At 66.8% G+C, this 25,525-nt stretch carries 14 protein-coding genes; 9 read left to right on the top strand and 5 right to left on the bottom strand.

All coding sequences use genetic code 11. The features are described from left to right. Positions 1 to 125: 125 nt before the first annotated feature. Positions 126 to 2,276, top strand: a complete 2,151-nt coding sequence (locus OTER_RS23780; protein WP_012373961.1) for a hybrid sensor histidine kinase/response regulator — start codon at positions 126 to 128, stop codon at positions 2,274 to 2,276. Positions 2,277 to 2,421: 145 nt separating this feature from the next. On the opposite strand, the gene OTER_RS05785 is transcribed toward OTER_RS23780, so the two are convergent. After that, on the bottom strand, positions 2,422 to 3,306 hold the full coding sequence (locus tag OTER_RS05785) for an NAD(P)-dependent oxidoreductase (RefSeq protein ID WP_012373960.1): 885 nt from the start codon (positions 3,304 to 3,306) through the stop codon (positions 2,422 to 2,424). A 183-nt stretch (positions 3,307 to 3,489) separates the two neighbouring features. Continuing rightward, positions 3,490 to 4,062 (bottom strand): D-lyxose/D-mannose family sugar isomerase, encoded by a 573-nt coding sequence (locus OTER_RS05780; RefSeq protein WP_012373959.1) that lies wholly within the window; start codon positions 4,060 to 4,062, stop codon positions 3,490 to 3,492. A 459-nt stretch (positions 4,063 to 4,521) separates the two neighbouring features. Here OTER_RS05780 and OTER_RS05775 point away from each other — a divergent pair, with 459 nt between their 5' ends. Together OTER_RS05775 and OTER_RS05770 are read left to right on the top strand one after the other, a co-directional pair. Continuing rightward, positions 4,522 to 4,854, top strand: a complete 333-nt coding sequence (locus OTER_RS05775; RefSeq protein ID WP_012373958.1) for a DUF1772 domain-containing protein — start codon at positions 4,522 to 4,524, stop codon at positions 4,852 to 4,854. Positions 4,855 to 4,861: 7 nt separating this feature from the next. Continuing rightward, the gene (locus tag OTER_RS05770; protein WP_012373957.1) at positions 4,862 to 5,086 is read left to right on the top strand and encodes a DUF2835 domain-containing protein; all 225 of its coding nucleotides are present in this window, start codon (positions 4,862 to 4,864) and stop codon (positions 5,084 to 5,086) included. Between the two features lie 57 nt (positions 5,087 to 5,143). Here OTER_RS05770 and OTER_RS05765 read toward each other — a convergent pair whose 3' ends face one another. After that, on the bottom strand, positions 5,144 to 6,199 hold the full coding sequence (locus OTER_RS05765) for a DnaJ C-terminal domain-containing protein (protein ID WP_012373956.1): 1,056 nt from the start codon (positions 6,197 to 6,199) through the stop codon (positions 5,144 to 5,146). Between the two features lie 139 nt (positions 6,200 to 6,338). Here OTER_RS05765 and OTER_RS05760 point away from each other — a divergent pair, with 139 nt between their 5' ends. The 3 genes from OTER_RS05760 (at position 6,339) to OTER_RS23770 (ending at position 11,457) form a co-directional block, all read left to right on the top strand. Next, the gene (locus OTER_RS05760) at positions 6,339 to 6,806 is read left to right on the top strand and encodes a protease complex subunit PrcB family protein (RefSeq protein WP_012373955.1); all 468 of its coding nucleotides are present in this window, start codon (positions 6,339 to 6,341) and stop codon (positions 6,804 to 6,806) included. Positions 6,807 to 6,977: 171 nt separating this feature from the next. Then, positions 6,978 to 8,147: a PRC-barrel domain-containing protein gene (locus OTER_RS23775; RefSeq protein ID WP_012373954.1), complete on the top strand. Its 1,170-nt coding sequence runs from the start codon at positions 6,978 to 6,980 to the stop codon at positions 8,145 to 8,147. 280 nt (positions 8,148 to 8,427) lie between these two features. Further along, positions 8,428 to 11,457, top strand: coding sequence for a PAS domain S-box protein (locus OTER_RS23770; protein WP_052300306.1), 3,030 nt, complete (start codon positions 8,428 to 8,430; stop codon positions 11,455 to 11,457). A 140-nt stretch (positions 11,458 to 11,597) separates the two neighbouring features. Here OTER_RS23770 and OTER_RS05745 read toward each other — a convergent pair whose 3' ends face one another. Both OTER_RS05745 and OTER_RS05740 read right to left on the bottom strand, forming a co-directional pair. Further along, positions 11,598 to 13,799: a glucoamylase family protein gene (locus OTER_RS05745; RefSeq protein ID WP_012373952.1), complete on the bottom strand. Its 2,202-nt coding sequence runs from the start codon at positions 13,797 to 13,799 to the stop codon at positions 11,598 to 11,600. Positions 13,800 to 13,892: 93 nt separating this feature from the next. Then, complete coding sequence (locus tag OTER_RS05740; RefSeq protein ID WP_012373951.1) at positions 13,893 to 16,796, bottom strand: TonB-dependent siderophore receptor; 2,904 nt, start codon at positions 16,794 to 16,796, stop codon at positions 13,893 to 13,895. A 517-nt stretch (positions 16,797 to 17,313) separates the two neighbouring features. Between OTER_RS05740 and OTER_RS05735 the strand changes: the two genes are divergently transcribed. The 3 genes from OTER_RS05735 (at position 17,314) to OTER_RS05725 (ending at position 25,250) form a co-directional block, all read left to right on the top strand. Next, positions 17,314 to 18,540: an MdtA/MuxA family multidrug efflux RND transporter periplasmic adaptor subunit gene (locus OTER_RS05735; protein WP_012373950.1), complete on the top strand. Its 1,227-nt coding sequence runs from the start codon at positions 17,314 to 17,316 to the stop codon at positions 18,538 to 18,540. Positions 18,541 to 18,712: 172 nt separating this feature from the next. After that, positions 18,713 to 21,838 (top strand): multidrug efflux RND transporter permease subunit, encoded by a 3,126-nt coding sequence (locus OTER_RS05730; RefSeq protein WP_012373949.1) that lies wholly within the window; start codon positions 18,713 to 18,715, stop codon positions 21,836 to 21,838. Positions 21,839 to 22,013: 175 nt separating this feature from the next. Then, entirely contained in the window at positions 22,014 to 25,250 is a 3,237-nt protein-coding gene (locus OTER_RS05725; RefSeq protein WP_012373948.1) for an efflux RND transporter permease subunit, read from the top strand. Positions 25,251 to 25,525: the final 275 nt, after the last annotated feature.

The following is a 25,525-nucleotide window of genomic DNA, read 5'->3' as shown; positions in this document are numbered from 1 at the left end:
GAGAGAACGAGAAAGAGAACGCAGCACGAGAACGAGCCTGGCCGCCTACGTGCGACCTGCCATCCCCGGCGCAGGCCCATCCTGCAGGGGCGCAGTCTTGCTGCGCCCTCACGACATTCACCATCATGGCGTCTGACCCCGCCAACTCCGTCGCTCTCCCCGAACGCACGCCGCCGGTGAACATCCTGCTCGTCGACGACGAGCCGCGGAACCTGGATGTATTGGAAAGCCTGTTGCACTCGGCGGAGTACAGTCTCGTCCGGGCGCAGACGGCGGAGCGCGCGCTGATGCTCCTGCTCGAAGGCGTCTTCGCGGTGATCGTGCTCGACATCAACATGCCGGGCATGAGCGGCATCGAGCTCGCCGGGCTGATCAAGCAGCGCCGCCGCACGCAGCACATCCCGATCATTTTCCTCACGGCGTATTTTCAGGAGGACAAGGACGTGCTGCAGGGCTACGGCACGGGCGCGGTGGATTACCTGACGAAACCGGTTAACCCCGAAATCCTCCGCTCAAAAATCGCGGTGTTCGTCGAACTCTTCCGCAAGACGCAGGCGCTGGCCGCGAGCAACGCCGCGCTCGAAGCGGAAATCCGGCAGCGGCAGCAGGCCGAGGAATCGCTGCGTCAGGCCAATGACGAGCTGGAAGCGCGCGTCGCCGCGCGCACCGCCGAACTGGTGCAGCTGAATCAGGAGTTACAGCAGCGCGAGCGCGCGCTGCGCGCCAGCGAGGCGCAGGTCCGCTTCGTGACCGACTACGCGCCGGCGTTCATTACCCAGTTCGATCGCGAGCACCGGTTCAAGTTCGTCAACCGCACCTACGCGCGGCGATTCGGGCTCGAGCCCCAGCAGGTGATCGGCCAGCACTTCGTCGAAATCATGGGCGAGGAAGCCGACCAGATCATGCGGCCGCATTTCGAGGCGGCGCTGGCCGGCGAGCGCGTGGAGTTCGAGGCCGAGATCGCTTACGCCGGGCTCGGTCCGCGCTGGGTCTACGTGATTCACGAGCCGGAACGCGCGGCCAGCGGCGAGATCGTGGGACTGCTCGCCGTGGTCACCGACATCACCGACCGCAAGCTGGCCGAGCAGGAAGTCGCGCGCGCGCGCGACCAGGCGTTGATCGCCGCCAAGGCCAAGGACGACTTCCTCGCGCGACTCTCGCACGAGCTGCGCACGCCGCTCAACCCCGTGCTCCTGCTCGCCAGCGAGGCCGCCGGCGACCCGACGCTGCCGCCGGAAGTTCGCGCCGATTTCGAAAGCATCGCGCAGAACGTCACGCTCGAAGCACGGCTGATCGACGACCTCCTCGACCTCACGGCCATCACGCGCGGCAAGCTGGCGCTGGCGCTGCGACCGGTCCGGGTGCATGAAACGCTTGAGAACGCGCTCGCGCTCGTTCGCCAGGATCTCGCGCAAAAGAATCTGCGGCTGGTGCGGCAATTCGACGCGCCCAAGGATCTCGTCGACGGCGACGACATGCGGCTGAAGCAGATCTTCTGGAACGTGATCAAGAATGCCGTGAAGTTCACGCCCCCGGCGGGCCAGATCACCTTGTGCACGCGGCTGAGCCCCGACGGTGGCCGGATGGCGATCACCGTGACCGACACTGGCATCGGCATGACCGCCGAGGAATGCGCGCGCATCTTCACGGCGTTCACGCAGGGCGATCACGCGCTGAGCGGCGGTGGCCGCTATGGCGGGCTGGGCCTGGGGCTCGCGATTTCGCGCATGCTCGTGCAGCTGCATGCCGGCTCCATTTCCGCCACGAGTCTTGGGCGTGATCTCGGCGCCACGTTCACCATCGAGCTGCCCCTCAGCCACGCGCCCATGCCCGTCGCTCCGCCCGCCGGCAGCGCGACGCCGTTCGCGCGCCCCGGCGAGCCGACGCCTCCCCCGGAAACGCGGGCGTTGCGCGTTCTGCTGATCGAGGATCACCAACCCACGTGCCGTACCCTCTGCGAACTGCTCACCCGCCGCCGCTATCGTGTCGTCACAGCGAATACCGTGGCTGACGCCTATGCTGCGGCCGCCCGAGAAAGTTTCGACTTCGTCATCTCCGATGTCGGTTTGCCCGACGGCAACGGCTGTGAACTGATGGCCGACCTGCGCGCACGCTATGGACTGCGCGGCGCGGCTTTGACCGGCTACGGTCGCGACGAGGATGTCGCCCGCAGCCATGCCGCGGGGTTCGTCACGCACCTCACCAAACCGGTGAGCGTCCGCGCGCTCGACCAGGCCTTGCAGCAACTCGTCGCCTCGCTCGAGCCGGCGAATTGAGTGGCGCGGGGCAGGGGTTTGCCGTCCCGCCGCGTTCGCCCATTCCCGTTCTCTTTCTCCTTCTCGTCATCCCCATTCATTCCGTCCCGGCTCCTGCGAGGAGAAGGAGAACGATCAAGAGAACGAGGACGAGGAGCCCGCCCCCTCACCCGTGCCGGCCTTTGAACGTCAGCTCCGCCACGCCGCTCTTGTCGAGTTCGCCGAGTCCCAGCGCGATCATCCGCTCGTACTGCAGCTTTGTCGCCGCCGCGAGCGGGAGGTGCAGCCCGGCCTCGCAACCAAGCCGCCAGGCGATCCCGCTATCCTTCGCCGCATGCGCCGCCGAAAAGAAGCAATCATGCGCGCGCTGTTGCATATCCTCGCCGTCGGTCTTCAGCACCTGCGAGGCGGCGCCCGTCTGTGCGAAAACTTCGCGGAGCAGCGTGAGCTCGAGGCCCAGCGCCGCGCCGAGTCCGAGCCCTTCCGCCAGCGCCGCCGTGTTGATATTCATGACCATGTTCACCAGCGCCTTCACCTGCGCCGCCTGACCCGTCGCGCCGATGTAGCGCGGCTCGGCGCTGAGTTTTTCCAGCACCGGCTTCACGCGCTCGAACACCTCGCGGCTGCCGCCGCACATCAAATACAACGTGCCGGCGCGCGCCTGCGGGATCGACGAGGCCATGCAGGCTTCGAGCGAAGCGCCCGCAGCCGCCCGCACACGTCGCTCCACCTCCACGTGCGTCGACGGCGACAGCGTCGCGCAGTTCACGAACACCTTGCCGCGGGCGCCCGCCAGCAGGCTGTCGCCGGTCTCGGCGAACACGCCCAGCTGCGCCGCGTCGTCGCTGACGACGGTGATGATCACCTCTGCTGCCGCGGTCACCGCGGCCAGCGTGTCCGCGGCCGTGGCGCCCAGTTCCGCCGCGAGCGATCGCGCCGCGTCCGGCCGCACGTCGTAAACCGCCGCCACGGGCAACCCGCATTCATGCAGCCGGCGCGCCATCGCGGCGCCCATCCGGCCGACTCCGACAAAACCAATTTTGGGAAGCATGGTGCACCATGGCACCCTTGCGTCCGGATGCGAGCCACTGACACACGCTGCATCTCATCCCCGACTCTCTTATCGTTCTCTTTCTCGTTCTCCCAAGCGTACTCGGTGCTGTGCTCGAGCAACGGGAGAACGAGAAAGAGAAAGAGAACGAGAACGAGTTGGAGGCGCCGGGCGGGTGCGCGTTCACTCCGACACCAGCCTCACGTGCGCGGGCGCGTCCTCTTCGATCGTCGAAAACCGGCCGATTTCCGCATCGAGGAAAAAGTTGTCGCGCAGGTCGTCGTTCGCGGTGGACACCTCGCCGATGATGCACTCCTCGCTCGTCGGAAAAAACTCGTGCCACAATCCCGGGGGCAGCGTCACGCGCGAGCCGGCGAACAGCACCAGCAGCTTGCCGGCGGTCGCGGCGTAGACCTCGCCATCCACCCGGACGGGAAACGTCTCGGTCGATTCGCCCGCGCTCGCCGGCTTCGTCGGCCAGAGCCGGAGCGAGAGTTCGCCCACGCGACAGATGATGTCCTCCTTCTTCTTCTGGTGGGCGTGGCACGGCGTGATCTGCCCGCGCCGCGCATACATCAGCTTCTCGCAGTATTCCGGCTCGGTCGCCAGGTTCACCAGCGTCAGCCCGCACCGGCGAAAGTCGCCGAGCCCGAAATCCGTGATGTCCCACCGCGGACGCGGCGGAAGGGCCCAACCCTGCTTTGCGAAGCAGTCGCTCGCTTCGTGAAACGCGCGATTGATCTCGGATCGTTTCATATGCGCCGGTCGAATCGACCGCAATTTGGCCATATTCACTAGCAAAAAAAATGAACGACGCTGCGCCCGCCCTCTGACAGGGTGCAAAAACGAGTCGCGCCCTGCCGCCGGGCGGGCCGGCAGAACAAGCGTGCTCCACACAGATCTCGGCCGTCCCAGCCGTCCCGGCGGCCCCTCCCCGGATCCGTCTTCAACCGCGTGCGGACCCTTTGCTCCGCCGGAGCCATTTCGCTCGCGAATGACGATGAAACAATTGTTTCGAGCCGCCCGCAGCTTGGCCCGGACCCTGCTAAACCAACTCATCTCGCCCGCTCAGCGGGGAGAAATGATGGGGTCACAAGAAAGCAACGGGCGGGCCGCTTAGGGGTAGGCGGCCCGCCCAGATCCCCGCCGCACCAGCCCGCTGCGCTGGGAAATCCGTTGCCGCCTGCCGGTGCACGCGGCAGTGTGCGTCGTCCCATGAAGCTGTCGCTCTACATGCTGGCATTGTGCCTTGGACTGATGCCGTTGCTGGCTCTGGCTCAACCCAGCACCACGGTGCGCGGCCCGGATCGGCTGACGCAGCTCGAATCCCGCGTCCACCGGCTCGAGCGCAGCTACAAATCGCTCGCGGGGCCGGCGTTTCTCGCCGGCGTCATCGCCGCGCTCTGGGCGCAGAACACCCGGCGCAACGCCTGGCTGTGGTTCATCCTCGGCGCGTTGTTCGTGCCGATCACGTTGATCGTGCTGCTGTATCTCAACGCGCGCGATCGCCGCCCGCCGCCGTCCGCTGCCCCGTCCGCGCCCGGCTGAACCCGCCATGCCTGATCTGATTCTCGAGCTGCACCTCACGCCCGACCAGATGCTCGGTTACTATCGCGGTGCCGTCCGCACGATCGTCGCCCGCGCAACCAATGGTCAGACGGTTCAGTTTCCCGCTTCGGTGCTGCAGCGGCATGTGACCGCCGACGGCGTGCACGGCCGGTTCCGGATGGAATTCGACGCCAGCCACAAATTCGTCCGGCTGGAGCAGTTGCCCGGCTGACGCGGTCACGGCCGACTACACCGATCGGCTCGAGGCCCACTACCGCGCCCTCCGCCGCTAGTGCGCCTGCCGCGGGTGGAACGAGGAGACTCGCGCCAGCTCTTCCCAGAGCCGGCGCTCCGCGTCGGTGACCTCGGTGGGGGTTTGAATGCGCACGACCACGTGAAAGTCCCCACGCTCGTCGCCCGGTCCCGTGGGCAGCCCATGCCCGCGAACACGGAATGTTTGCCCATTCGTCGTGCCGGGCGGAATCCGCAATGACACCCGGCTGCCGAGCGTGCGCACGGTGACCGTCGTGCCGAGCACCGCCTCCCATGGCGCCAGGTCCAAGTCATGAAAGAGGTCCGCTTCGCGTACGCGGAAATCCGGATGCCGTGCGAGCCGCGCGTGCAGATACAAATCTCCCGCCGCCCCACCGCCGTGCCCCGGTCCGCCGGCGCCCGCGAGCCGGATCGTCTGCCCGTCACGCACGCCTTTCGGGATCCGCACGCGATAGGATTTCGTCCGCGCCTCGCCGGTGGCGGGATCGGCGAACTTGACCCCGACCTCACGCGTGCCGCCGTTCAGCACCTCCTCGAGCGACACGAGCAGATCGCCCTCCACATTCGCCCCCGCGCGCCGCCGCGGCCGATCCTCGTATCCGGCGCGGCCGGCCGCCGGGCCGCCAGTCTCCTCGTCCGTGTCGAACGCGAAGCCCTGGGGCATGCCACTGAAGCCCGCCGCTCCACGCCGGCCGCCACCGCCGCCGAAGAATTGCTCGAAGAAGTCGCTGAATCCGGTGCCGTCGAAATGAAATTCGAAGCCCTGTCCGTCCGCGCTGCGCGCCGAGAACCCGCGACCGTCCCAATCCGGCGGCACGCCGCCGCCGTCCGCCGCACCCTGCTCCTGCCAGCGCGCGCCGAGTTCGTCGTAACGCTTCCGCTTCGCCGGATCGCCGAGCACTTCGTAGGCTTCGTTGATCTCCTTGAATTTTTCCTCGGCCGTCCGTTTGTCCTTCGCGATGTCGGGATGGTATTTCCGCGCGAGGTTGCGGAAGGCTTTCTTGATATCCGCTTCGCTGGCGTCCCGCGCGACGCCGAGCACGGCGTAATAGTCTTTGAAATCGACGGGCATGGTGAAAAGGAGCGAGGGTTTGTGGTTCGGTCAACGCAGAGGGCGTGATCCGTTGGTCACCGGCGAAACCGATGGCCCGGCCGGTTTGCATCGCCGCCGAGTGGGACGAGAATCCCTGCGTGCGCTGCTGCGTTTCGCCATGACCCGATTTGCACTGGCTTCTCTGCTCGCACTGCTCCTGGCCGGATGCGGCACCGCTGCCGGCTTAACCGCCCGGCCGACGGCCGCGCCGCAACAGTGGTCCGGACCGCACAGCGGCGTGGCCGAGCCTTCCACCCGCGTGGTCCGTGACCCGGCGGCGTGGACTGCACTGTGGCAGCAGCTCGATCGTGAGGCTCCGCCAGCGCCGGCATGGAGCACGCGCATGGCTGTCGCGGTTTTCCTCGGCCAGCGTCGTAGCGCCGGCTTCCGCCTCGAGGTGCTCGCGACGCGAGAGGAGTGCGGACAGCTCGTCATCACCGTCCGCGAGCAACAGCCCGCACCCGGCAAAATCGTCGCACAGGTGCTGACCTCGCCGTGGGCGGTGGCCGTAGTGCCCGCGTCGCCACTGCCCGTCGTCGCGCGCGTGCGGCCCGGGGACCCGCCCGTGACTTCCGCCGAGAGGTAAGGTTCAGCCAGATCAGAAGTCCGTCGAGCGGATCGCTTGCGGGTTCCGTCGGCCGCTCGCTCAGGCTTGCTCCGACTCCCGGCTGCGAGATTTCCCCGATATCCAACTCCCGATCGGTAGTTAGGTTAAGCCGGCCACGAATGGGTCGTCGGCCTGTCAGCAGGAGGAACCATGAAAACGAAGATCCCCCCGTCGCTTACGTTCTCGTTCGCCGTTGCCCTGTGCGTCGCCTCGGCGGCGCCTGCGTTCGCGGCCGGTGCCACAGCCGCCGCCGAGAAAAAGTCCGGTACCGACGGGGTTACGGCCGCGCAGCACCAACTCGCCGGCCAAAGCGCGCAAAAGCTCATCGGGCAGGACGTGCGCAACCCCGCCGGCGAAGGCCTCGGCCAGGTGAAGGATCTCGTCATCGACGCCCGCGCCGGACAGCTCGTGTATGCGCTGGTGAGCTCCGGCGGACTGCTCGGCGTCGGCGAGCGGATCCGCGCCGTGCCGTTCGCCGCGTTCAAGGACACCTATCGCGCCGACGGCGATCTCGTCCTCCCGATCGACCGGACCGCATGGAACAACCTCGCCGCGATCCGTGAAACCGAAATCGACACGCTGCTGAGCGAAGCCCGCGCGAGCACGTTGTTCTCGCAGTTCGGGCTGGAGTGGAAGGACGAGACGAAGCGGCTCCGGCGCGACGCGAAAGCCGCCGGCGCCGATACCGATAGCACGCCCAAGCTCATGCGCGTGGCCAAACTCACCGGCAAGGACGTCGTCAACGCCGGCCAGGAGGTCGGCAAGATCGAGGACATCGTGCTGAATTTCGAAAGCCGCCGTGCCTCCGTGCTCCTGGATCCGAACGACGACTACACCGGCAGCAACCAGAAGTTCATCGTCGATTTCAGCCAGCTGTCGCGCTCGCTCGACGTGCCGGAGAAACTCACGACCGTTCTGACGAAAGCTGATTTTGCCCGCGCCACGCCCATGCAGGACGACTGGTGGATGATGTCCAGCGGCTATCCTTACATCTGGACGGGCTACAGCATGGTCGGAGGCCCGGGGTACGCCGCAGCCGTGACGGGCGCCGAGCGAGCCATGGGCACCGCCGAGGAACGCCGCGCGGGCCAGGCGAACGCCCGGCCGTCGGTCGAGGTGATCCGCGACGCGTTGCGGCGCGACGAGCGGATCGGCGAGGCCGCCCGCGACGTGTCGGTCGAGCAGCGCAAAGACAAGCTGGTGGTGACGGGAACAGTTCCTTCCGCCCAGGCGAAGCGCCAGATTGGCGATCGTCTCGCCGAACTCGCTCTCGGGTGGGAGGTCGACAACGAGCTCACCGTTCGTTCGGTCGGCGAGTAACGCGGAGCTTTAGGGGCCATCCGAAATCCCAGTTTTTCGCAGAGGTTCGGCGGTCGGGCGAACCGCCGCCGGTGAGCTGCGGCGCTCAGCAGGCTCGGAATCAACCTGCGGGGACGGCGGGTTCGACCACTGCGGACGCACCTTCGCCACCACCCCCCTCCGGGACGTTTGAGCCTCACGAGTTCGTGCCGATGAGGAGGTGCTGGATGTAGAGTCGACCTTGGCAAGTGCTGGCCATCCCGCCGCAGGACGCTACGGTCCGACCAGCTGATCTCCCCTTTTGAAGCCGCTTCTGTTCCAAACCCAAAGCCTGCGTCATCCTGAGCGTTTCCGGACGCGCGTGAGCCTTGCGCTGCTCCTGGTCTCCGTCGCGGCGTCGGAATCGCGCGGGGCGTCCACCCGCAGCCTGACGGCTGCCGGTACGTGGGAGCTATGGATCATCCCCGCGGTACTCGTCGTGGCGGTCGCCAGCGCGGGTTGGGCGTGGTGGCTTTCGCGTCGCCGCTCGTCACCGCAGGGCGACGGCTCCGGCCGATTGCCCCACTGGTTGCAGCGCGCCGCCGATGCGGCGTTGTTGATCGACGAGGACGGACGGGTGCTCGATGCGAACCAACGCGCGCTCACCCTCTACGGTTACACCCTCGCGGAAATGCAGGCGCTCGGTCCGGGCCACCTCGCCGTCAATCGCGGGGAGGAACTGATCCACCAGCGCACGCTGCGCGAGGCCGACGATGGCCGCGTGATCGCGACGCTGCACCGGCGCAAGGACGGCTCCACCTTCGACGCCACGCTGAGCGGCGCGGCCTGCGTCACCCGCCGCGGAGCCTGCCTGCTCGCGACCGTTCATGATGTTTCCCTGATCAAGGCGGCCCAGCGGAAGGTCGAGCGCACGCGCCAGCTGCAGCTGATGCTCGCCCAGGTCAACCAGGCGATCATCCGCGCCGAGTCGGCCGACCAGATCCAGGAGATGGTCTGTCAGATCCTGGTGGAAACCGGGCTCTTCAAGCTCGCGTGGATCGGTCGGCTCGACCCGGAAAGCGCGGCGATCCGACCCGCCGCCGCGGCGGGCGACGACCACGGTTATCTGGACGAAATCAGCGTCTATGCCGACGACCGCGCCGAGGGCCGCGGCCCGGTGGGCGCGGCGATTCGCGAAGCGCGTATCTCCGTCTGCAACGACTTCCTCGCGGCGGCGCACACCAGTCCGTGGCACGAAGCGGCGGCGAAGCACGGCCTGCGCTCCTCGATCGCGCTGCCGGTGCGCGTCGCCGGCCAGGTCCGCGCGGTCCTGTCGGTGTATGCATCGAGCCCGAACTTTTTTGGCGAGGACGAGACAGCCCTGCTCGAGCCGGTCGCGGCCGATCTGTCGTTCGCCCTCGACATGCTCGAGCAGGAAAAAAAGCGCGAACAGGCCGAGGCCCGCAGTGTGTTGCTCGGCACCGCACTCGAGGGCGCGCCCAACGGCATTCTCATCACCGACCTGCACGGCACGATCGAATGGGCCAACCCCGCCTTCGTCCGCGCGAGCGGTTATGCCGCCGACGAGCTGGTGGGCAAAAATCCCCGGCTGCTGAAGTCCGGCCACCATCGGTCCGAATTTTACACCGAGCTGTGGCGGACGATCCTCGCCGGACAGACCTGGCATGGCGAGGTCGTGAACCGCCGCAAGAACGGCGAGCTTTACGTCGAAGATCTCACGATCATCCCGGTGCGCAATGCCGCGGGCGCGATCCGGCAGTTCGTGGCGATTAGCCAGGACATCACGGGCCGCAAGGGCGCGGAGCGGCGGGTGCGCGAGCAGGCGGCGTTGCTGGACCAGGCGTCGGACGCCATTGTCGTGGCGGATCTGAACCATCGCGTTTCGTTTTGGAATCGCGGCGCCGAGCGGCTTTTCGGTACCAGTGCCCGTGAGATGCTGGGCCGGACGCTCGAGGAGGCGTTCGCGCTCGATCGCGACGTGGGGCCCACGGCGTTTCACGACGCGCTCGCGGAGCCGCGCGACTGGCGCGGCGAACTGCGCAGCCGCAACCAGGCCGGGCGAACGATGATCATCGAGACCAGCGTCACCATGCTGCGCGACGATCACGGCCAGCCCACCGGCCGGCTCTGCATCAGCGCCGATGTGACGCATCGCAAGGCGCTCGAGGAGCAGTTCCTGCGCGTGCAGCGGATGGAAAATCTCGGCATGCTCGCCGCCGGCATCTCGCATGACCTGAACAACATTCTCGCGCCGATGCGCATGGTCGGTCCGCTGCTGCGCGACCGGTTGAGCGAGCCGCGCGACTTGCGGCTGCTTGACACGCTCGAGAGCTGCGCCGCGCGCGGCGCCGGTCTCGTGCGCCAGATCCTCGGTTTTGCCCAGGGCGTCGCCGGCGAACACCGGGTGGTCCAGGTGAAGCATCTCTTGCGCGACATCACCGACGTCATCGCGGCATCGTTCCCGAAATCGATCGTGCTCGAGGACGAAATTCCCGCGGATCTCTGGCCGGTGAACGGCAACCCCACCCAGATTCACCAGGTGGTGCTCAACCTCTGCGTGAACGCGCGCGACGCGATGCCGGAAGGCGGCACGCTGCGACTGCGCGGGCAGAACTGCCTGCTCGACGAGGAGACCGCGCGTACGATCGAAGGCGCGCGGCCCGGTCCGTGGCTGGTGCTGCAGGTCGAGGACACCGGCACGGGCATTCCGGCCGACGTGCTCTCGCGGATTTGGGAGCCGCTGTTCACCACGAAAGCGCCGGACAAAGGCACGGGCCTCGGACTCTCCACCGTCCGCGGCATCGTGGCGCAGCATCAGGGCTTGGTGACCGTAAAGACGGAAGTGAACCGCGGCACGACGTTCAGCGTGTATCTGCCCGTCGAGGAAACGGCGGTGACCGGCACCGGGACGGCGAGCCCCTTTGCCGCGACCGCCGCGCGCGGTGAACAGGTGCTGTTCGTCGACGACGAAGCGAGCATTTGCGAGCTCGCGACCGCCGTGCTGAGCCGGCACGGCTACCGCGTGCTCACGGCCCGGGACGGCGCGGAAGCGATCGCGCAGTTCGCCCCGCGGATCGCGGACATCGCGCTCGTGATCACGGACCTCGACATGCCGACGCTCGATGGCGCCGCGCTCTGCCGCGTGATTCACACGCTGAGCCCCGACACGAAAATTCTGGCGACGAGCGGATTCGTGCAGGCGGCGCCGCCCAAGGAAGCGTTCAGCGGATTTCTGCCCAAGCCCTTCACGCCCGAGAAGCTCCTCAAGATCGTCGAGGAAGCGTTGCCCGCGAAGCGGGCGGAGAGCACTGGCTCTGCGAACCGTGCGTAAGGCCGCCGTTCACCGGCCCTACATTTCGGTGTCCCTTCGTAGGGCCGCCGTTCACCGGCGGCCGAGGAGGCACATGGCGCCTCGTCCACTCTCGCGGCCGGCGGCGAGCGCCGGCCCTACAATGGGGTGAACCCACGCGGCTATCGGCCATCCGGCGTCGTGTCCGGCGTGAACCCGATCGCGTCGAGGGCGGGCTGGATCTCCGGATTTTGCATGAACAATTTCCAGATCAGCCCGGTGCGGTGGTTCTCGATCATCACGGTGATCGGCGCCTGGTTCAGCGCCATGTAAACCGGCTCGAACCAGTTCTCGGTTTGGTTGAACCCGTCGTAGAAACCGTAGGGCCCCCAAATCTTCGCGCCGAGGTCCCGATAAAAATGCTTCAGCGCCGCCATCGATTCCTCCGGCGTGTACGGCATCGAGGCGAGCGAGGCCATGACGTTGATCGTGCCATTGTCGTCGCGCGGCAGCGGCCGGCCGCCGCCCGACGCGATGCCGGCGGACAATCCCCACGTGTCGTAGCCGTAGCCCGCGAACCCGCGCGGGTTCTCGACGCAGTAGGCGTGATTGATACGGGCGATCGCCCGGTTGTTGAAAAAGTAATTGGTGAACCGGTCGCGCCGCCCGCGCGGATCGAAGCCCATGAACGAGAAATGCGTGAAGAACAGGTCCGAGCCGTTGCCCTCTCCCACCTCCAGCTTGATGCCGTAGTAGGTGTTGCCGTTCACGTAGTGATCGCCCTGCGTCGTGCGACTCCAGCCGCGCCGATAACGGAGGTGTCGCTCGGACGTGCCGGCCCAGCCGGTGTAATACATCTCCGCCGGCACGGAGTGCGTCGGCGAGGCGATCGCGAGCAGGTAAATGATCATCGCCTCGTTCCAGCCGATCAACGGATGGCTGATATGCCACGCGTGATCGGGCGACCAGTGCCAGTAAAGCACATCGCTGTTTGGCTCCTTCCGATACCAGCTCCACTCCACCTCGCGCCAGAGCCGCGTGATCGTGTCGCGCACTTCGGTCTCCACCGGATCGTCGCGATCGAAGTACTGCCGCGCGGCGAGGAGGCCTTGGATCATGAACGCAGTCTCGACCAGATCGCCGCCATTGTCGTATTTGCCGAAAAACGGGATTACCTTGCCGGTGTCGCCGTTGAGAAAATGCGGCCACACGCCGTGAAACCGATCGGCGCGGGCCAGAAACCGCACGATCGTGCGCAACCGCTCGGCCGCCGCGGCACGCGGCACGAACCCGCGTTCCGCGCCGACGAGGATCGCCATCACGCCGAATCCGCTGCCGCCGAGCGCGAGCAGGTTCTCGTCACCCGGCAGCACCTCGGGCGCGAGCCCCGCCTGCGGATGCGCCGTTTCCCAGTAGTACCGGAAGCACGCCTCCTGCACCAGGGTGACGAGCTCGTCGTCCGAAAACGCCCGCGTGCCGGCGACCGCGTCCGCGGACGGCTGCGACTCGTTGCCCGCGACGTCGAGCGCGGTCACGCGGTAGCGCGCGGTGCGCCCCGGCTCACCGATGAAATCAGAAAAACGCCGCCGTGTGCCCTGCGCCGTGCCGATCGGCTTGAACGTCGTGCCGTCGTCCGCGCGATAAACCCGAAACGCGAGCAGGTCGCCAGAGTCCTCCGCCTGCCACGTCACATCGATGTGCCGCTCATAGCCGCGCGCCGCGACTGCGTTCGGCGCCGACGGCGGGGTCGAGTCTGCATTCGTGGTGTCGCGGATTTGGACATCGTCGAGGTAGAGCACGTGCTCGCGGTCGTCGTCGAGCCCTTGCATGAACGCGATGTTCCACAATTTTCGGTAGTCGAACTTGCTGTCCTCCGTTCCGTGGTAGATCGGATCCTGAAACCGCGCGAAGGGCAGCGTCACCTGCACCCAGCGTCCCGCCGGGATTTTCTCGTCCCCGCTCACCAGCGCGACCGCCGGCGTGCCGTGCTCATCGAGATCCTGCAGGAAAACCCGCGGCGCGTTCGCTTCCGTGATCTCCGTATCGGCGTAGCACCAGAACGTGACCGCGTCGCCTTCGAACGCGAAGGTGCGCGCGTAGCGCCGCGGAATCGCGAGCGTCATCCGCCAGTCGCCGCCTGGCGCCGAGCGCCAGCGCAGCCGCAGGCTGTTCGGTGGACTCACGCAGTGGTCCGGCTCGACGGGAAACTTGTTATGAAACAACTCGAGCTGACTTGGTGCCACGAGGTAGCTCTTGCTCGCGTCGTAGCCGCCGTCAGCGAGGCTGTTGTCGAAGATGACGTGCCGATCGTAGCGCGTCGGCTGGGCGGAAGCGGACAGGGTGAACGCGAGCAACAGCGGCAGCAGAAGATGGTTTTTTTTCATGAGAAGACGCCCGCGCTCCCAGCAGGCATTCACCTCGCAACGGGAAATGTAGAGCGGGGTCCGGAGACCCCGCCCTACACGCAGCCGGTCACGTTAGAACGTAAACCGCGCCGTGAACCGGAAGGTCCGCGGCGTCTGGTAGAAATAGCCGTTGCGGATGTGCCGGCCGCTCATGTCGGTGTAATCGTTGTGATAGTCGAGCACCAGCGGCTCGTCGTAGTCGAAGACGTTCTGCACGTTGATCGCAAACCGCGCCTTCGCCCGGCCGATCGTGGTTTCATACGCGAGCACCGCGTCGACGCTGTGGACGGACGAGCCGTAATATTTCTCGCCGGCATACGTGGCGGCATAGGGCTTGCCGGTGTAGCTCGCGCCCGCGCCGAAGGAGAAACCGTCGAGCATGTCGTTCGTGAACGTGTAATTCGCAAAAAAACTCGCGGTGTAGTCCACCGAACGCTGCTGCGGCGCGCCGGCGACCGATTGCGCCAGCTTGTCCTGCGTCCGCGAAATCGCGTTGCGCAGATCGCTCGCATGCAGCGGATCCGTTGTTGCGTCCAGCTGCTGCTGCCACGTTGGCAGGTTCTCCTGCACGTGCGCGCGGGTCATGGGATAAAAATCCACGATCTCCGTGTCGGGCAGGCTGTAGGAGGCCTGCAGCCGCAGGTTCGAGAGCGGATTTGCCGTCACCTCGAACTCGTAGCCGCTCGCGTCCATCGCCGTGGTGTCCGAATACGCCACCGCGCCGAAGCCGTCGTCCCGGTTCGCGCCGCGGGCGATATTGTACGCCTGCCAGACGCCGCGAATATCGACCGGGTTCTCCACGTTGCGATTCTGCGACTGCGAGTCGTAGCGGCTGATGTTCGCGTAATACTTTCCGTCCTTTGTCGAGATGCGCAGGCCGTAGTCGTACCCCTGGTTTTGCTCCGGGCCCGGCCGCGAACCGCTGAGATAGGGCTGCGAGCCGGCGCTCGGCGGCAGGATGTTCTCCGAGTAATTCGCAAACACGCCCAGCCAGCCGAAGTAGTAGATCGCACCCGCGGTGTAGGTCGTGCCGGAGTCGCTCTCACTCACCAGCCGGTCGCTCAGGTCCGGGCCGCGGCGCAGCTCGCGCAGGTCTTCGTCGTAGGAATCGTAGCGCACGCCCAGCACCACGCTGAGCTTTTCGTCGAAGAACCGGCTGTTGGAAAACAGCGCGTAGCTCGTCAGGTCGAACTTGTCGTCGAAGTCGAACCAGTAGCCGTCGGCCTTCGGCAGATAAGCGACCGAGTAGCCGTTGATCACGTCCGGGACGTCCTGAAAGTCATTCGGCCGATCGAGGTAGATCCGGCCGAAGATCATGTTGTGCACCCAGTCGCGGGGGTTGTCGACCCAGGTGCTGTTGGCGATCTGCCCCAGATATTGCCGCGCGGAGATTTTCGTGCGCCGCTCGGAGGCCGACACCGCCAGCAGCTGGTTGAATCCCGCGCCGAAGAGCTCGCCGCGATAGTTGTAGTTCAGCTGGGCGCGGATCTCGTCGACGGAGCGATCCTGCGTTTGCTTGCTCAGGAAAAAGTCGGCGAACGGCTTGCCGAAATTCGGGTTGCTCGTGCCGTCGGGCAGCTGGCGGTTGATGTCGACGGAGGCGCCGCCCGTGCCTTCGTAATCCTTCGCGACGGTCGAGGTGTCATACGTGAAAAAGCCGATCTGCAGATCTAAGCTCTCGTTGAAGCTGTGATCGATGAAGGCGGTGAGGTTCTCGTAATCGTTGGTGCCGCGCCCGTGGCCGTAGGTCCATTCGCGGCTTGGCCGAAGCGGGATCGCCGCCGTCGAGGAGTAAGCCGTTTCCCACGGCAGCTTGATCTGGTCGGGATACCACCCCTTATAGGGCGCCCAGATCAGCGCCTGACCGGGATCGAGCAGACTGCTCGTCGACGCGTAGCCGCCGTGATACGTGCGCACGGTCTGGGCCGGGTTGGCGGGATCGGGATCGTTGGTCCATGGCGCCCACAACATCAGGCCCTTGCCGAGTCCGGGCGTGTAGACGGGAAACGCGTTCAGCCAGTCACCCCAGCCGCCGGCCGCGGAAATCTTCACCGTGCGCGCGCTGCCGATCGGAAGCGCGCCCCAGGTTTCCGAGGCCGTCTGGCCGTCCCAGCCGGAGGCCTTGTCGCCAATGGTCGAAGAGATGAGCGTCTGCGTGGACCGGAAGCCCTCGATCTCGAGCCGCAGCGTCGTGCGATCACTGAGCTTGTAGAGAAACGCGAGGTCGATCGCGCGCTTCTGACTGTCGTCGCCGTTGCGCCAGCCGCGGCCGTCGTCGTGCAGCGCGTTGAGCCGGATCGCCAGCTGGTCGTTCGCCGCGAGATTGTAATCCAACTCGAAGCGCAAGCCGCCGTTGTCGTCCGCGATCACCGCCGGGCTGATGAACGTTTTGTCGAGTCGCGGTACTTTCGTGTAGGTCGACAGCGTGCCGCCGACGGTGCCGAGCCCGAACAGGATGCCGTTGGGCCCGCGGGTGAACTCGACGCGCTCGATGTTGTAGGCGTCGGCGTTCTCGAAAAACGTGAAGTAGTTTCGCGTCGGACCCGCCCCGCCCTGCTGGCCCGCGCCGACGCCGCGGAAGTTGAACGCCCACGGCTGAAACGCCTGTCCGCCGAAACCGCGGCCGGCGAGCGGATCCTCGGGCAGGACGTTCGGCGCCCAGCGCAATGCCTCGCGCACGTCGCGGATCCCGAGATCGTCGATGAACGCTCGGGTGACCGACGACATCGCCGCCGGCGTCAACCGGATCGGCGTGTTGGTGCGGCCGCCCGCCAGCGAGTCGACCGCGACGTAACCTTGGTCACGGGTGACATCGACGGTGAAGCGCTCGAGCACGATGGGTTGGTCGGCGCCGACGGCCTGCGCGGAAGCGGGCTCGCCCGGAGCGGGCGCGGCTTCCTGGGCGGATAGAGACAGGGCAATCGCCGGTGCAAGGAAGAGCGCCGGCAGGAACTTGCGAGGGGTGTGGGTGTTCATGGCTTGTCGGTTTCGGTTAAGGTGGCCGAGGCCGGAAAGTCGTCCGGCCGCAGATCGCCAGCTTAGTCGGGCGGAGGCGCAGCTGCGCCGCGACGCGGCTGCCCGACGAGAGTCTCGTCCATCCGGGCAGCACGATTAGGCGGGGCGACGTCGACCAGCATGGCCGGACTAGCGACCGCATGAAGAAGCAAAGGTATGTAGGTGATCCTCCGAAAGGATGCGCCGCATTCCCCCGGTGCCCTGTTTTCGGACAGTCATGGAGATGCGTTCGCGCCGTAGCCTTTTGCCCGCACGTCCGTCTTAGCGGTCTCCATGCATTTCCGTTCGTCCTTTGTTTCCAGCCGAGTGGCTGAAGGTGGAGCGCGTTGCCCCCGACGCGCTCGTAGCCGAAGCCGTAAAGCTTTCGCCGAAACGCTTACGCGTCCTGGTGCGCAGAAAAGCAGCGCCTTAAGTGCAAGGCGCTCCCCCTCGACGGTATAGCTCCGGCCCCGTCGCCGATTTCCCCTGTCATCCCGCCATGTCTCTTTTTTCGCGTCCGCGTTTTCGCTGGTTCCTCTACGTCGCCGTCGTGCTCCTGATGGGATTCGGCACGTGGTATTTTGCGTTGCGCTCGAAACCTGAGCGCCCGCGTTACCCACAACCCGAGTGGGCCGGCAACACCTGGCCCCCGCTGATCCCGGTCCGCACCGTCACCGCCGAAAAACGCGATCTCCCGGTGCACTTGAAGGCGATCGGCACGGTGACACCGCTCAACACCGTGACGGTGAAGGCGCGGGTCCCCGGTCAGCTGCTGCGCATCGCGTTCGAGGAAGGCCAGCGCGTCGAACGCGGCCAGGTGCTCGCCGAGATCGATCCGGCGCCTTACCGCATCGTGCTCGCCCAGGCCGAAGGCCGGCTGCAACAGGCGATGGCCCAGCTCGAAAGCGCCCGCAGCGATTTCGAACGGACCACCAACCTGCACCGACAAAACCTGGTCACCGACCAACAGCTGCAACTGCAGGACGCCCTCGTGGCCGAACGCGCCGGCGCCGTCGCCACCGCGCAGGCGCAGGTCGAGGATGCGCGGCTCCAGCTCAGCTACACGCGCGTCGAGGCGCCCATCGCCGGCCGCGCCGGTCTCCGCCGCGTCGACGTGGGCAACCTGATCCGCGAAGGCGACACCAACGGTCTCGTGGTCCTCACCCAGACCCGGCCGATCACCGTGACGTTCACCATTCCCGAGGTCGACCTCCAGTCGGTGCTCGATCCTTTCCGCGCCGGCGAGTCACTCGTCGTCGAGGCGTGGGACCGCCGCGAAACCGCCGTGCTCGCCACCGGCGTGCTCAAAACGCTCGACAACCAGATCGATACCGCCACCGGCACGCTGAAGCTCAAGGCCGAGTTCGCGAACGAGGACGAGCGGCTGTTTCCCAACCAATTCGTCAATGTCCGGCTGCGCGTCCGCACGCTGGAGCAGGCTGTCGTCATTCCCGCGGCCGCGGTGCAGTTCGGCTCGCGCGGCACGTATGTTTATCTCGTCGATGCCGACAAAAAGGCGGCGATCCGCGACGTCGTGCTCGGGCCTGTCGACGGTTCCGAGCAGGCCATCACCAAGGGGCTCGCGCCCGGCGATCAGGTCGTGCTCGAGGGACTCGATCGTCTCCGCGAGGGCCGCGGCGTGATCGTGACCAACGACCCCGCTTCCGCGGCTCCGGCCGCTCCCGCCGCCGCCAGCAACGGCAACGCGAAAGCCGCCAGGAAATGAGAGCGTGCATGATCAGGGGTCGGACCAGGCGGGGCACACCGCCACGATTCAGTCACCGGTGGGGCGGGCTTTCTCTCGTAGCGGCAGGCGTCTCTGCCTGCCGAGATGGTCTTCTTAGCCTCTCAGCCCTCGGCGCTGGACTCTCGGCTCCAGTCTCTCGACTCCGTCTCGCATGAGTCTCTCCCGCCCTTTCATTCAGCGCCCGGTGGCGACCACCCTGCTGATGGTGGCGTTGCTGCTGTCCGGCATCATGGCCTATCGGCTCTTGCCGGTCGCCGCACTGCCGCAGGTGGACTTCCCGACGATCCAGGTCTTCACCTTCTATCCCGGCGCGAGCCCGGAGGTCACCGCCAGCGCCATCACCGCGCCGCTGGAGCGGAGGTTCGGACAAATCCCTGGCCTCAGTCAGATGTCCTCCTCCAGCTCGGGCGGCGCGTCGGTCGTCACGCTGCAGTTCTCCCTGGAGATTTCGATGGGGGTCGCCGAGCAGGAGGTGCAGGCCGCGATCGCCGCCGCCGATAACCTGCTGCCCAACGACCTGCCGGCTCCGCCCGTTTATCGCAAGGTCAACCCGGCCGACACGCCCATCCTCACGCTCGCCGTCACCTCGGCCACGCTGCCGTTGCCGCAGGTGCACGATTTGGTCGACACGCGGATCGCCCAAAAACTCGCGCAGATCCCCGGCGTGGGCATGGTCAGCCTCGCCGGCGGCCAGCGACCGGCCGTGCGCGTGCAGGTGAACCCCGCCGAACTCGCCGCGCGCGGACTCAACCTCGCCTCCATCCGCTCCGCGATCGCCGCCGCGAGCGTCAACCAGCCCAAGGGCAGTTTCGACGGGCCGATCCGCAGCATCCTCATGGATGCGAACGACCAGCTCCGCTCGCCCGCGGAATATCGCGACTTGATCATCGCGTGGCGCGACGGCGCGCCGCTGCGGCTGGGCGAGGTCGCACGGATCACCAACGCCGCCGAGGACCGCCGGCTCGCGGCGTGGGCCGACACCCTGCCCGCGGTGCTGGTCAACGTGCAGCGTCAGCCCGGCGCCAACGTCATCGAGGTCGTCGATCGCGTGCGGGCGCTGCTGCCGCAGCTGTCCGCGACCCTGCCCGCCGCCGCCGAGCTCACCGTCCTCACCGATCGCACCCAGAGCATCCGCGCGTCCGTCCGCTCCGTGCAGCACGAACTCGTTTTCTCCGTCGGACTCGTGGTGCTGGTGACGTTCCTCTTTCTGCGCAACGTCTCCGCCACGATCATCCCCAGCATCGCCGTACCGCTGTCGCTCATCGGCACGTTCGGCGTGATGTATCTCGCCGGATTTTCGCTCAACATTCTCACGCTGATGGCGCTCACGATCGCGACCGGCTTCGTCGTCGACGACGCGATCGTGATGATGGAAAACATCGCGCGTTATCGCGAGCAGGGGTTTTCCGCGATGGAAGCCGCGTTGAAAGGCGCGTCGCAGATCGGGTTCACGCTCGTCTCACTGACGCTCTCGCTCATCGCGGTGCTGATTCCGCTGCTGTTCATGGGCGACGTCGTCGGCCGGCTGTTTCACGAATTCGCGATCACGCTCGCCGTCTCGATCCTGATTTCCCTGGTCGTGTCGCTCACGCTCACGCCGATGATGTGCGGCCGGATGCTGCACGCGCAGCACGCCCACGATGCGGCCAAGCCCGACCTGCTCGAACGCGTGATCGCGAAATACGGCGAATGGCTCGACTGGGTGCTCGCGCACCAGCGGTTCGCGCTCGGCGTGACGGTCGGCACGCTGGCGCTCACCGCGGCGCTTTACGTGATCGTGCCGAAAGGCTTTTTCCCGGTGCAGGACAATGCGGCGCTGCAAGCCGTCACCGAGGCTCCGCAGTCGATCTCGTTCGCCGCGATGGCCGAGCGGCAGGCGGCGCTCGGCGCGAAGATCCTCGAGGATCCGGCCGTGCGCAGCCTCTCGTCGTTCATCGGCGTCGATGGCACCAACGCCACGCTCAACAGCGGCCGGATGCTCATCAACCTGAAGTCGCACGATGAGCGCGACGAATCGGCCACCGAAATCATCGCCCGGCTGCAGGCGCACGCGCGCGAGGTGCCGGGCATCTCGCTGTATCTGCAACCGGTGCAGGAGCTGACGATCGAGGATCGCGTCAGCCGCACGCAGTTTCAGTTCATGCTCACGAGTCCCGATGAGGAGCTGCTCGGCGAGTGGGTGCCGCAATTCGTCGCGCATCTGCGGCAACAGCCCCAGTTGGCCGACGTCGCCACCGATCTCCAGAATCAGGGGCTGCAGGCGTACTTCGACATCAACCGCGATGCCGCCAGCCGGCTCGGCATCAGCGTCGCGGAGATCGACGACGCGCTCTACAGCGCGTTCGGCCAGCGGCAGATTTCCACGCTGTTCACGCAGGCGAGCCAGTATCGCGTGATCCTCGAGGTGGACCCGCGACTGGTCACCGGGCCCGAGGCGCTGGAGCATGTCTACGTGAAGCCGGACAACGGCCCGCCGGTGCCGCTGTCGAGCATCGGCCGCATGAGCGAACGGCGCGCGCCGCTGCTGATCAATCACGTCGGCCAGTTTCCCGCCGCGACGATCTCGTTCAACCTCGGCGGCAACGCGTCGCTCGGCGAGGCGGTCGCGGCGATCGAACGCGCCGCGCGCGACCTGCAGTTGCCGGCCGCGATCGAGCTCCGCTTCCAGGGCGCGGCGCACGCGTTCCGTTCCTCGCTCTCGAGCACGCTGTGGCTGATCCTCGCGGCCGTCGTCACGATGTACATCGTGCTCGGCGTCCTCTACGAGAGCAGCATCCATCCGATCACGATTCTCTCGACGCTGCCCTCGGCAACCGTCGGCGCGCTGCTCGCGCTGTGGATTACCGGCCGGCCGCTGGATATGATCGTGGTGATCGGCATCATCCTGCTCATCGGTCTCGTGAAAAAGAACGGGATCATGATGATCGACTTCGCACTCGAGGCGGAGCGGAAGGAAAAGCTCTCGCCCGTCGCCGCAATTCGCCAGGCCGCGCTGCTGCGGTTCCGGCCGATCCTGATGACAACGCTCGCCGCGCTGTTCGGCGCGCTGCCTTTGATGTTGTCGACGGGCTCCGGCGCCGAACTGCGCCAACCGTTGGGCCTCGTGATGGTGGGCGGGTTGCTCGTAAGCCAGGTGCTCACGCTGTTCACCACGCCGGTGGTGTATCTTTTCTTCGATCGGCTCGGGCGGCGGATGCGCAACGGCCGTGGCGCCGAATCGCCGGTAGGGCGAGGCGTTCTCGCCGAGCCGCTGCCCGTGGAGGGGATGGCGAAATGAACTTCTCTCGTCCGGTTCCTGCGGGTGGAGCCCGCCGTCCCCGGCGGGCTTCTCGTGGCACGGGCATCTTGCCCGTGTCGCTCCATGGTCGTCTAGCCGGTGGCTGCGGCGCGGAGCGCCGTCCACGGGCGGGACGCCCCTGCCACGCCATCTCTAGCGGCGTTCGGCTCCGCCCATGAACCTGAACCTCTCCCGCCCCTTCATCCGCCGACCCGTCGCGAGCGCGCTGATCGCGCTCGGCGTGGTGCTGCTGGGCGCGCTCGCTTACGGACTGCTCCCGGTCGCGCCGCTGCCGCAGGTGGATTTCCCAACAATTCAGGTTTACGCACAGCTGCCCGGTGCGAGCCCCGAGACGATGGCGTCGAGCGTGGCCACGCCACTCGAGCGCGCGCTCGGCAGCATCGCCGGCGTCACCGCGATCCGCTCCAACAGCACGCAGGGCTCCACCGGCATCACGCTCGAGTTCGACTTCGACCGCGACATCGACGCCGCCGCGCGCGACGTGCAGGCTGCCATCAACGCCGCGCGCGGCCAGCTGCCCTCCGGCATGCCGCGCAATCCGAGCTATCGGAAGGTCAACCCCTCGTCGGCGCCAATCATGGCGCTGGCGCTGAGTTCGCCCAACCTGGCGCCCGGCGAGCTCTACGACGTCGCCTCCACCGTGCTCGCGCAGAAACTCTCCCAGGTCACCGGCGTCGGCGAGGTGCAGGTCTGGGGCAGCGCGCTCCCCGCCGTGCGCGTGCAGCTCAATCCGAACGCGCTCGCCCACTATGGCATCGCCCTCGACGAGGTGCGCCAGGCGATCGCCCAGACCAACTCGCTCCGGCCGCGCGGCCTGATCGAGCACGGCGATCGCCACTGGCAGGTGCAGGTCAGTGGCCAGCTCCGCAAGGCCGCGGAATACCGGTCGCTCATCGTCCGCTACCGCGACGGCGCGCCGGTGCGGCTCAGCGATGTGGCCGCCGTCACGGACTCGGTCGAGAACCGCTACGCGAGCGGATTCCACAATGACCGCGCGGCGGTGCTGCTGATGGTCCGCCGCCAGCCCGGCGCCAACATCGCCGCCACCATCGATGCCATCAACGCGCAGCTGCCCGGGCTGCGCGCGCTCGTGCCGGCCGATGCCGATCTCGCGCTCGTCATGGACCGCTCGCCAGGCATCCGCGCCACGCTGCGCGAGGCGCGGTTCACGCTCATGCTCGCCGCCACACTGGTGATGCTCGTCGTGCTCGCCTTCCTCGGGAGTCCGCGCGCCGCGCTGATCCCCAGCCTCGCGATTCCCGTTTCGCTGATCGCGACGTTCGCGATCATGTATCTTTACGGATTCTCGCTGAACAACCTCTCGCTCATGGCGCTGATCGTCGCCGCGGGCCTCGTCGTCGACGATGCCATCGTGGTGCTGGAAAACATTTCGCGCCACATCGAACGCGGGCTCTCCCCGGTGCGGGCCGCCCTCAAGGGTGCCGGCGAGGTCGGGTTCACGCTGCTCGCGATGACGCTCTCGCTCGTGACGGTCTTCGTCTCGATCCTGTTCATGGGTGGGCTCGTCGAGCGACTGTTCCGGGAATTCTCCATCACGCTCGCCGCGGCCATGCTGGTCTCGCTCGCCGTGTCGCTCACCCTCACGCCGAGCCTGTGCTCGCGGTGGCTGAAGGCCAAGGACGCCGCGGGCAGTAGGGACGGCGCGCCGAGCCGTCCGCCCGGTGTAGCCGGGCTCGGTGAGCCCGGGGCCGGGGTCCGCGACCCCGGCTACACCTCGCGCCACCGCTTTTCCCTCCGCCATTACAGCGAAGCCTCCTTCGACGCGGTTCGTCGCGGCTACGCCCGCGGGCTCACGTGGGTGCTGCGCCATCCGACGCTGATGCTGCTGATCTTCGGCGGCACGATCGCGCTGAACGTCGCGCTCTACATCACGATTCCGAAAGGCTTCCTGCCCGAACAGGACACCGGCCAGCTCAACGGCTGGGTGCGCGGCGACGACGGTTTCTCATTTCAGATCATGCAGCCGAAGATCGAGACGTTCCGGCAGCTGCTGCTCAAGGATCCCGCGGTCGCGGACGTCGTCGGCATGAGCGGCGGCGGCAGCGGCACGAGCAACGGCTGGATGATGATCCGCCTCAAACCGCTTTCAGAACGCGGCGAGCCGGCGAGCGAGGTCGTCAATCGTCTCCGACTGAAAGTACCGCCCGTCGCCGGCGGCATGATGTGGCTCAGCGTGTCGCAAGATATCCAGATGCCGCGCACGTCCGACGCCGGTTCCTATGATTTCACGCTGCTCTCGGACGATCTCGCGCTGCTGCGCAAGTGGGCGCCGAAGGTCGCGACGGCGATGCAGAGCCTGCCCGAGCTCACCGATGTGGACGGCCCGACCGACGAAGGCGCGAAGCAGGTAATGCTCACCGTCGACCGCGAGGCGGCGCGGCGGCTGGGCGTCGACATGCAGATGGTCACCCAGGTGCTGAACAATTCCTTCAGCCAGCGGCAGATTTCCACGATCTACGATCACCTGAACCAATATCGCGTCGTGATGGAGCTCGATCCGATCTACACGGAGGATCCGGTCGTGCTCGATCAGGTTCAGGTCATCGGCACCAACGGCCAGCGCGTGCCGCTCTCGGCGTTCACGCGTTACGAGTTCTCGCTGGTCAACGATCGCGTGGGTCATCGCGAGCAGTTCGCCTCGGAAAACGTCGGGTTCTCGCTCGCGCCCGGCGTGTCACTCGAGCAGGGCCTCGCCGCGATCGATCGCGCGATGGCGCAGATCATGTTGCCCAACGAAATCCAGGGCACACTGGCCGGCAACGCACAGACGTTCCAGCAAAGCCTGAAGCGCCAGCCGCTGCTCATCCTCGTCGTGCTCGTCGCCGTTTATCTGGTGCTCGGCATCCTCTACGAAAGCACGGTGCATCCGCTGACGATCCTCTCGACGCTACCGTCGGCCGGGCTCGGCGCGCTGCTCGCGTTGCGGCTCACGGGCACGGAGTTCACGCTGATCGCGCTGCTCGGGCTGTTCCTCCTGATCGGAATCGTGATGAAGAACGCGATCCTGATGATCGACTTTGCGCTCGCCGCCGAACGGAAGCACGGCTGGGCGCCGCGCCGGGCGATCTTCGAAGCCGCGCAGCTGCGGTTGCGGCCGATCCTGATGACCAATCTCTGCGCGCTGCTCGGTTCGCTGCCGTTGGTGTTCGCAACCGGCGAAGGCGTGGAAATGCGGCGGCCGCTGGGCCTGGCGATCGCCGGCGGGCTCGTCGTGAGCCAGCTGCTCACGCTGTTCACCGTGCCCGTGATTTACCTCGCGCTCGACCGGCTCCGGGTGAAGGTGGTCAATGCCTTCCGATCGCGCTTCCGCGCCCGGCCGGCCGCGATTCGCCCTGCCTCGGCCGCCGAGCCATCGGTCACCGGTTCATAAGCCAGTCCCGCAGCTTTCAATCGCGCTGCGCTCCAAACAGAAACGCGACCGCTGGGCGCGCCACAAACGGCGAGCGGCAGGCCCGGTCGATGCAACCGGCAGTCGCGGCGCCAAACCGGGCCCCCCGCGCTGGCCAGAACCTCGGCGACCAGCCGCCAAATCGGTGTTACAGGTGTAGCACGGTTTTGGTCGAGGCGGGACCGGGTGGTGCCGTGGACGGTTGCTCAATTCGCCGATGAGCCCGCAGTGGGCGAATTTCCCCACGGCTCGGGTTG

Origin of the sequence: Opitutus terrae PB90-1 (assembly GCF_000019965.1) — a bacterium.
GTDB lineage: Bacteria > Verrucomicrobiota > Verrucomicrobiia > Opitutales > Opitutaceae > Opitutus > Opitutus terrae.
This window is presented reverse-complemented; position numbering and strand designations above follow the sequence as displayed.

Bases quoted from the DNA above. Each gene is read 5' to 3' on its own strand.
- OTER_RS05765 (WP_012373956.1), bottom strand. From the start codon at position 6,199: ATGCCCGTCGATTTCAAAGACTATTACGCCGTGCTCGGCGTCGCGCGG.
- OTER_RS23775 (WP_012373954.1), top strand. From the start codon at position 6,978: ATGAAAACGAAGATCCCCCCGTCGCTTACGTTCTCGTTCGCCGTTGCC.
- OTER_RS05780 (WP_012373959.1), bottom strand. From the start codon at position 4,062: ATGAAACGATCCGAGATCAATCGCGCGTTTCACGAAGCGAGCGACTGC.
- OTER_RS05735 (WP_012373950.1), top strand. From the start codon at position 17,314: ATGTCTCTTTTTTCGCGTCCGCGTTTTCGCTGGTTCCTCTACGTCGCC.
- OTER_RS05740 (WP_012373951.1), bottom strand. From the start codon at position 16,796: ATGAACACCCACACCCCTCGCAAGTTCCTGCCGGCGCTCTTCCTTGCA.
- OTER_RS05775 (WP_012373958.1), top strand. From the start codon at position 4,522: ATGAAGCTGTCGCTCTACATGCTGGCATTGTGCCTTGGACTGATGCCG.
- OTER_RS05730 (WP_012373949.1), top strand. From the start codon at position 18,713: ATGAGTCTCTCCCGCCCTTTCATTCAGCGCCCGGTGGCGACCACCCTG.
- OTER_RS23780 (WP_012373961.1), top strand. From the start codon at position 126: ATGGCGTCTGACCCCGCCAACTCCGTCGCTCTCCCCGAACGCACGCCG.
- OTER_RS05725 (WP_012373948.1), top strand. From the start codon at position 22,014: ATGAACCTGAACCTCTCCCGCCCCTTCATCCGCCGACCCGTCGCGAGC.
- OTER_RS05785 (WP_012373960.1), bottom strand. From the start codon at position 3,306: ATGCTTCCCAAAATTGGTTTTGTCGGAGTCGGCCGGATGGGCGCCGCG.
- OTER_RS05770 (WP_012373957.1), top strand. From the start codon at position 4,862: ATGCCTGATCTGATTCTCGAGCTGCACCTCACGCCCGACCAGATGCTC.
- OTER_RS05745 (WP_012373952.1), bottom strand. From the start codon at position 13,799: ATGAAAAAAAACCATCTTCTGCTGCCGCTGTTGCTCGCGTTCACCCTG.
- OTER_RS05760 (WP_012373955.1), top strand. From the start codon at position 6,339: ATGACCCGATTTGCACTGGCTTCTCTGCTCGCACTGCTCCTGGCCGGA.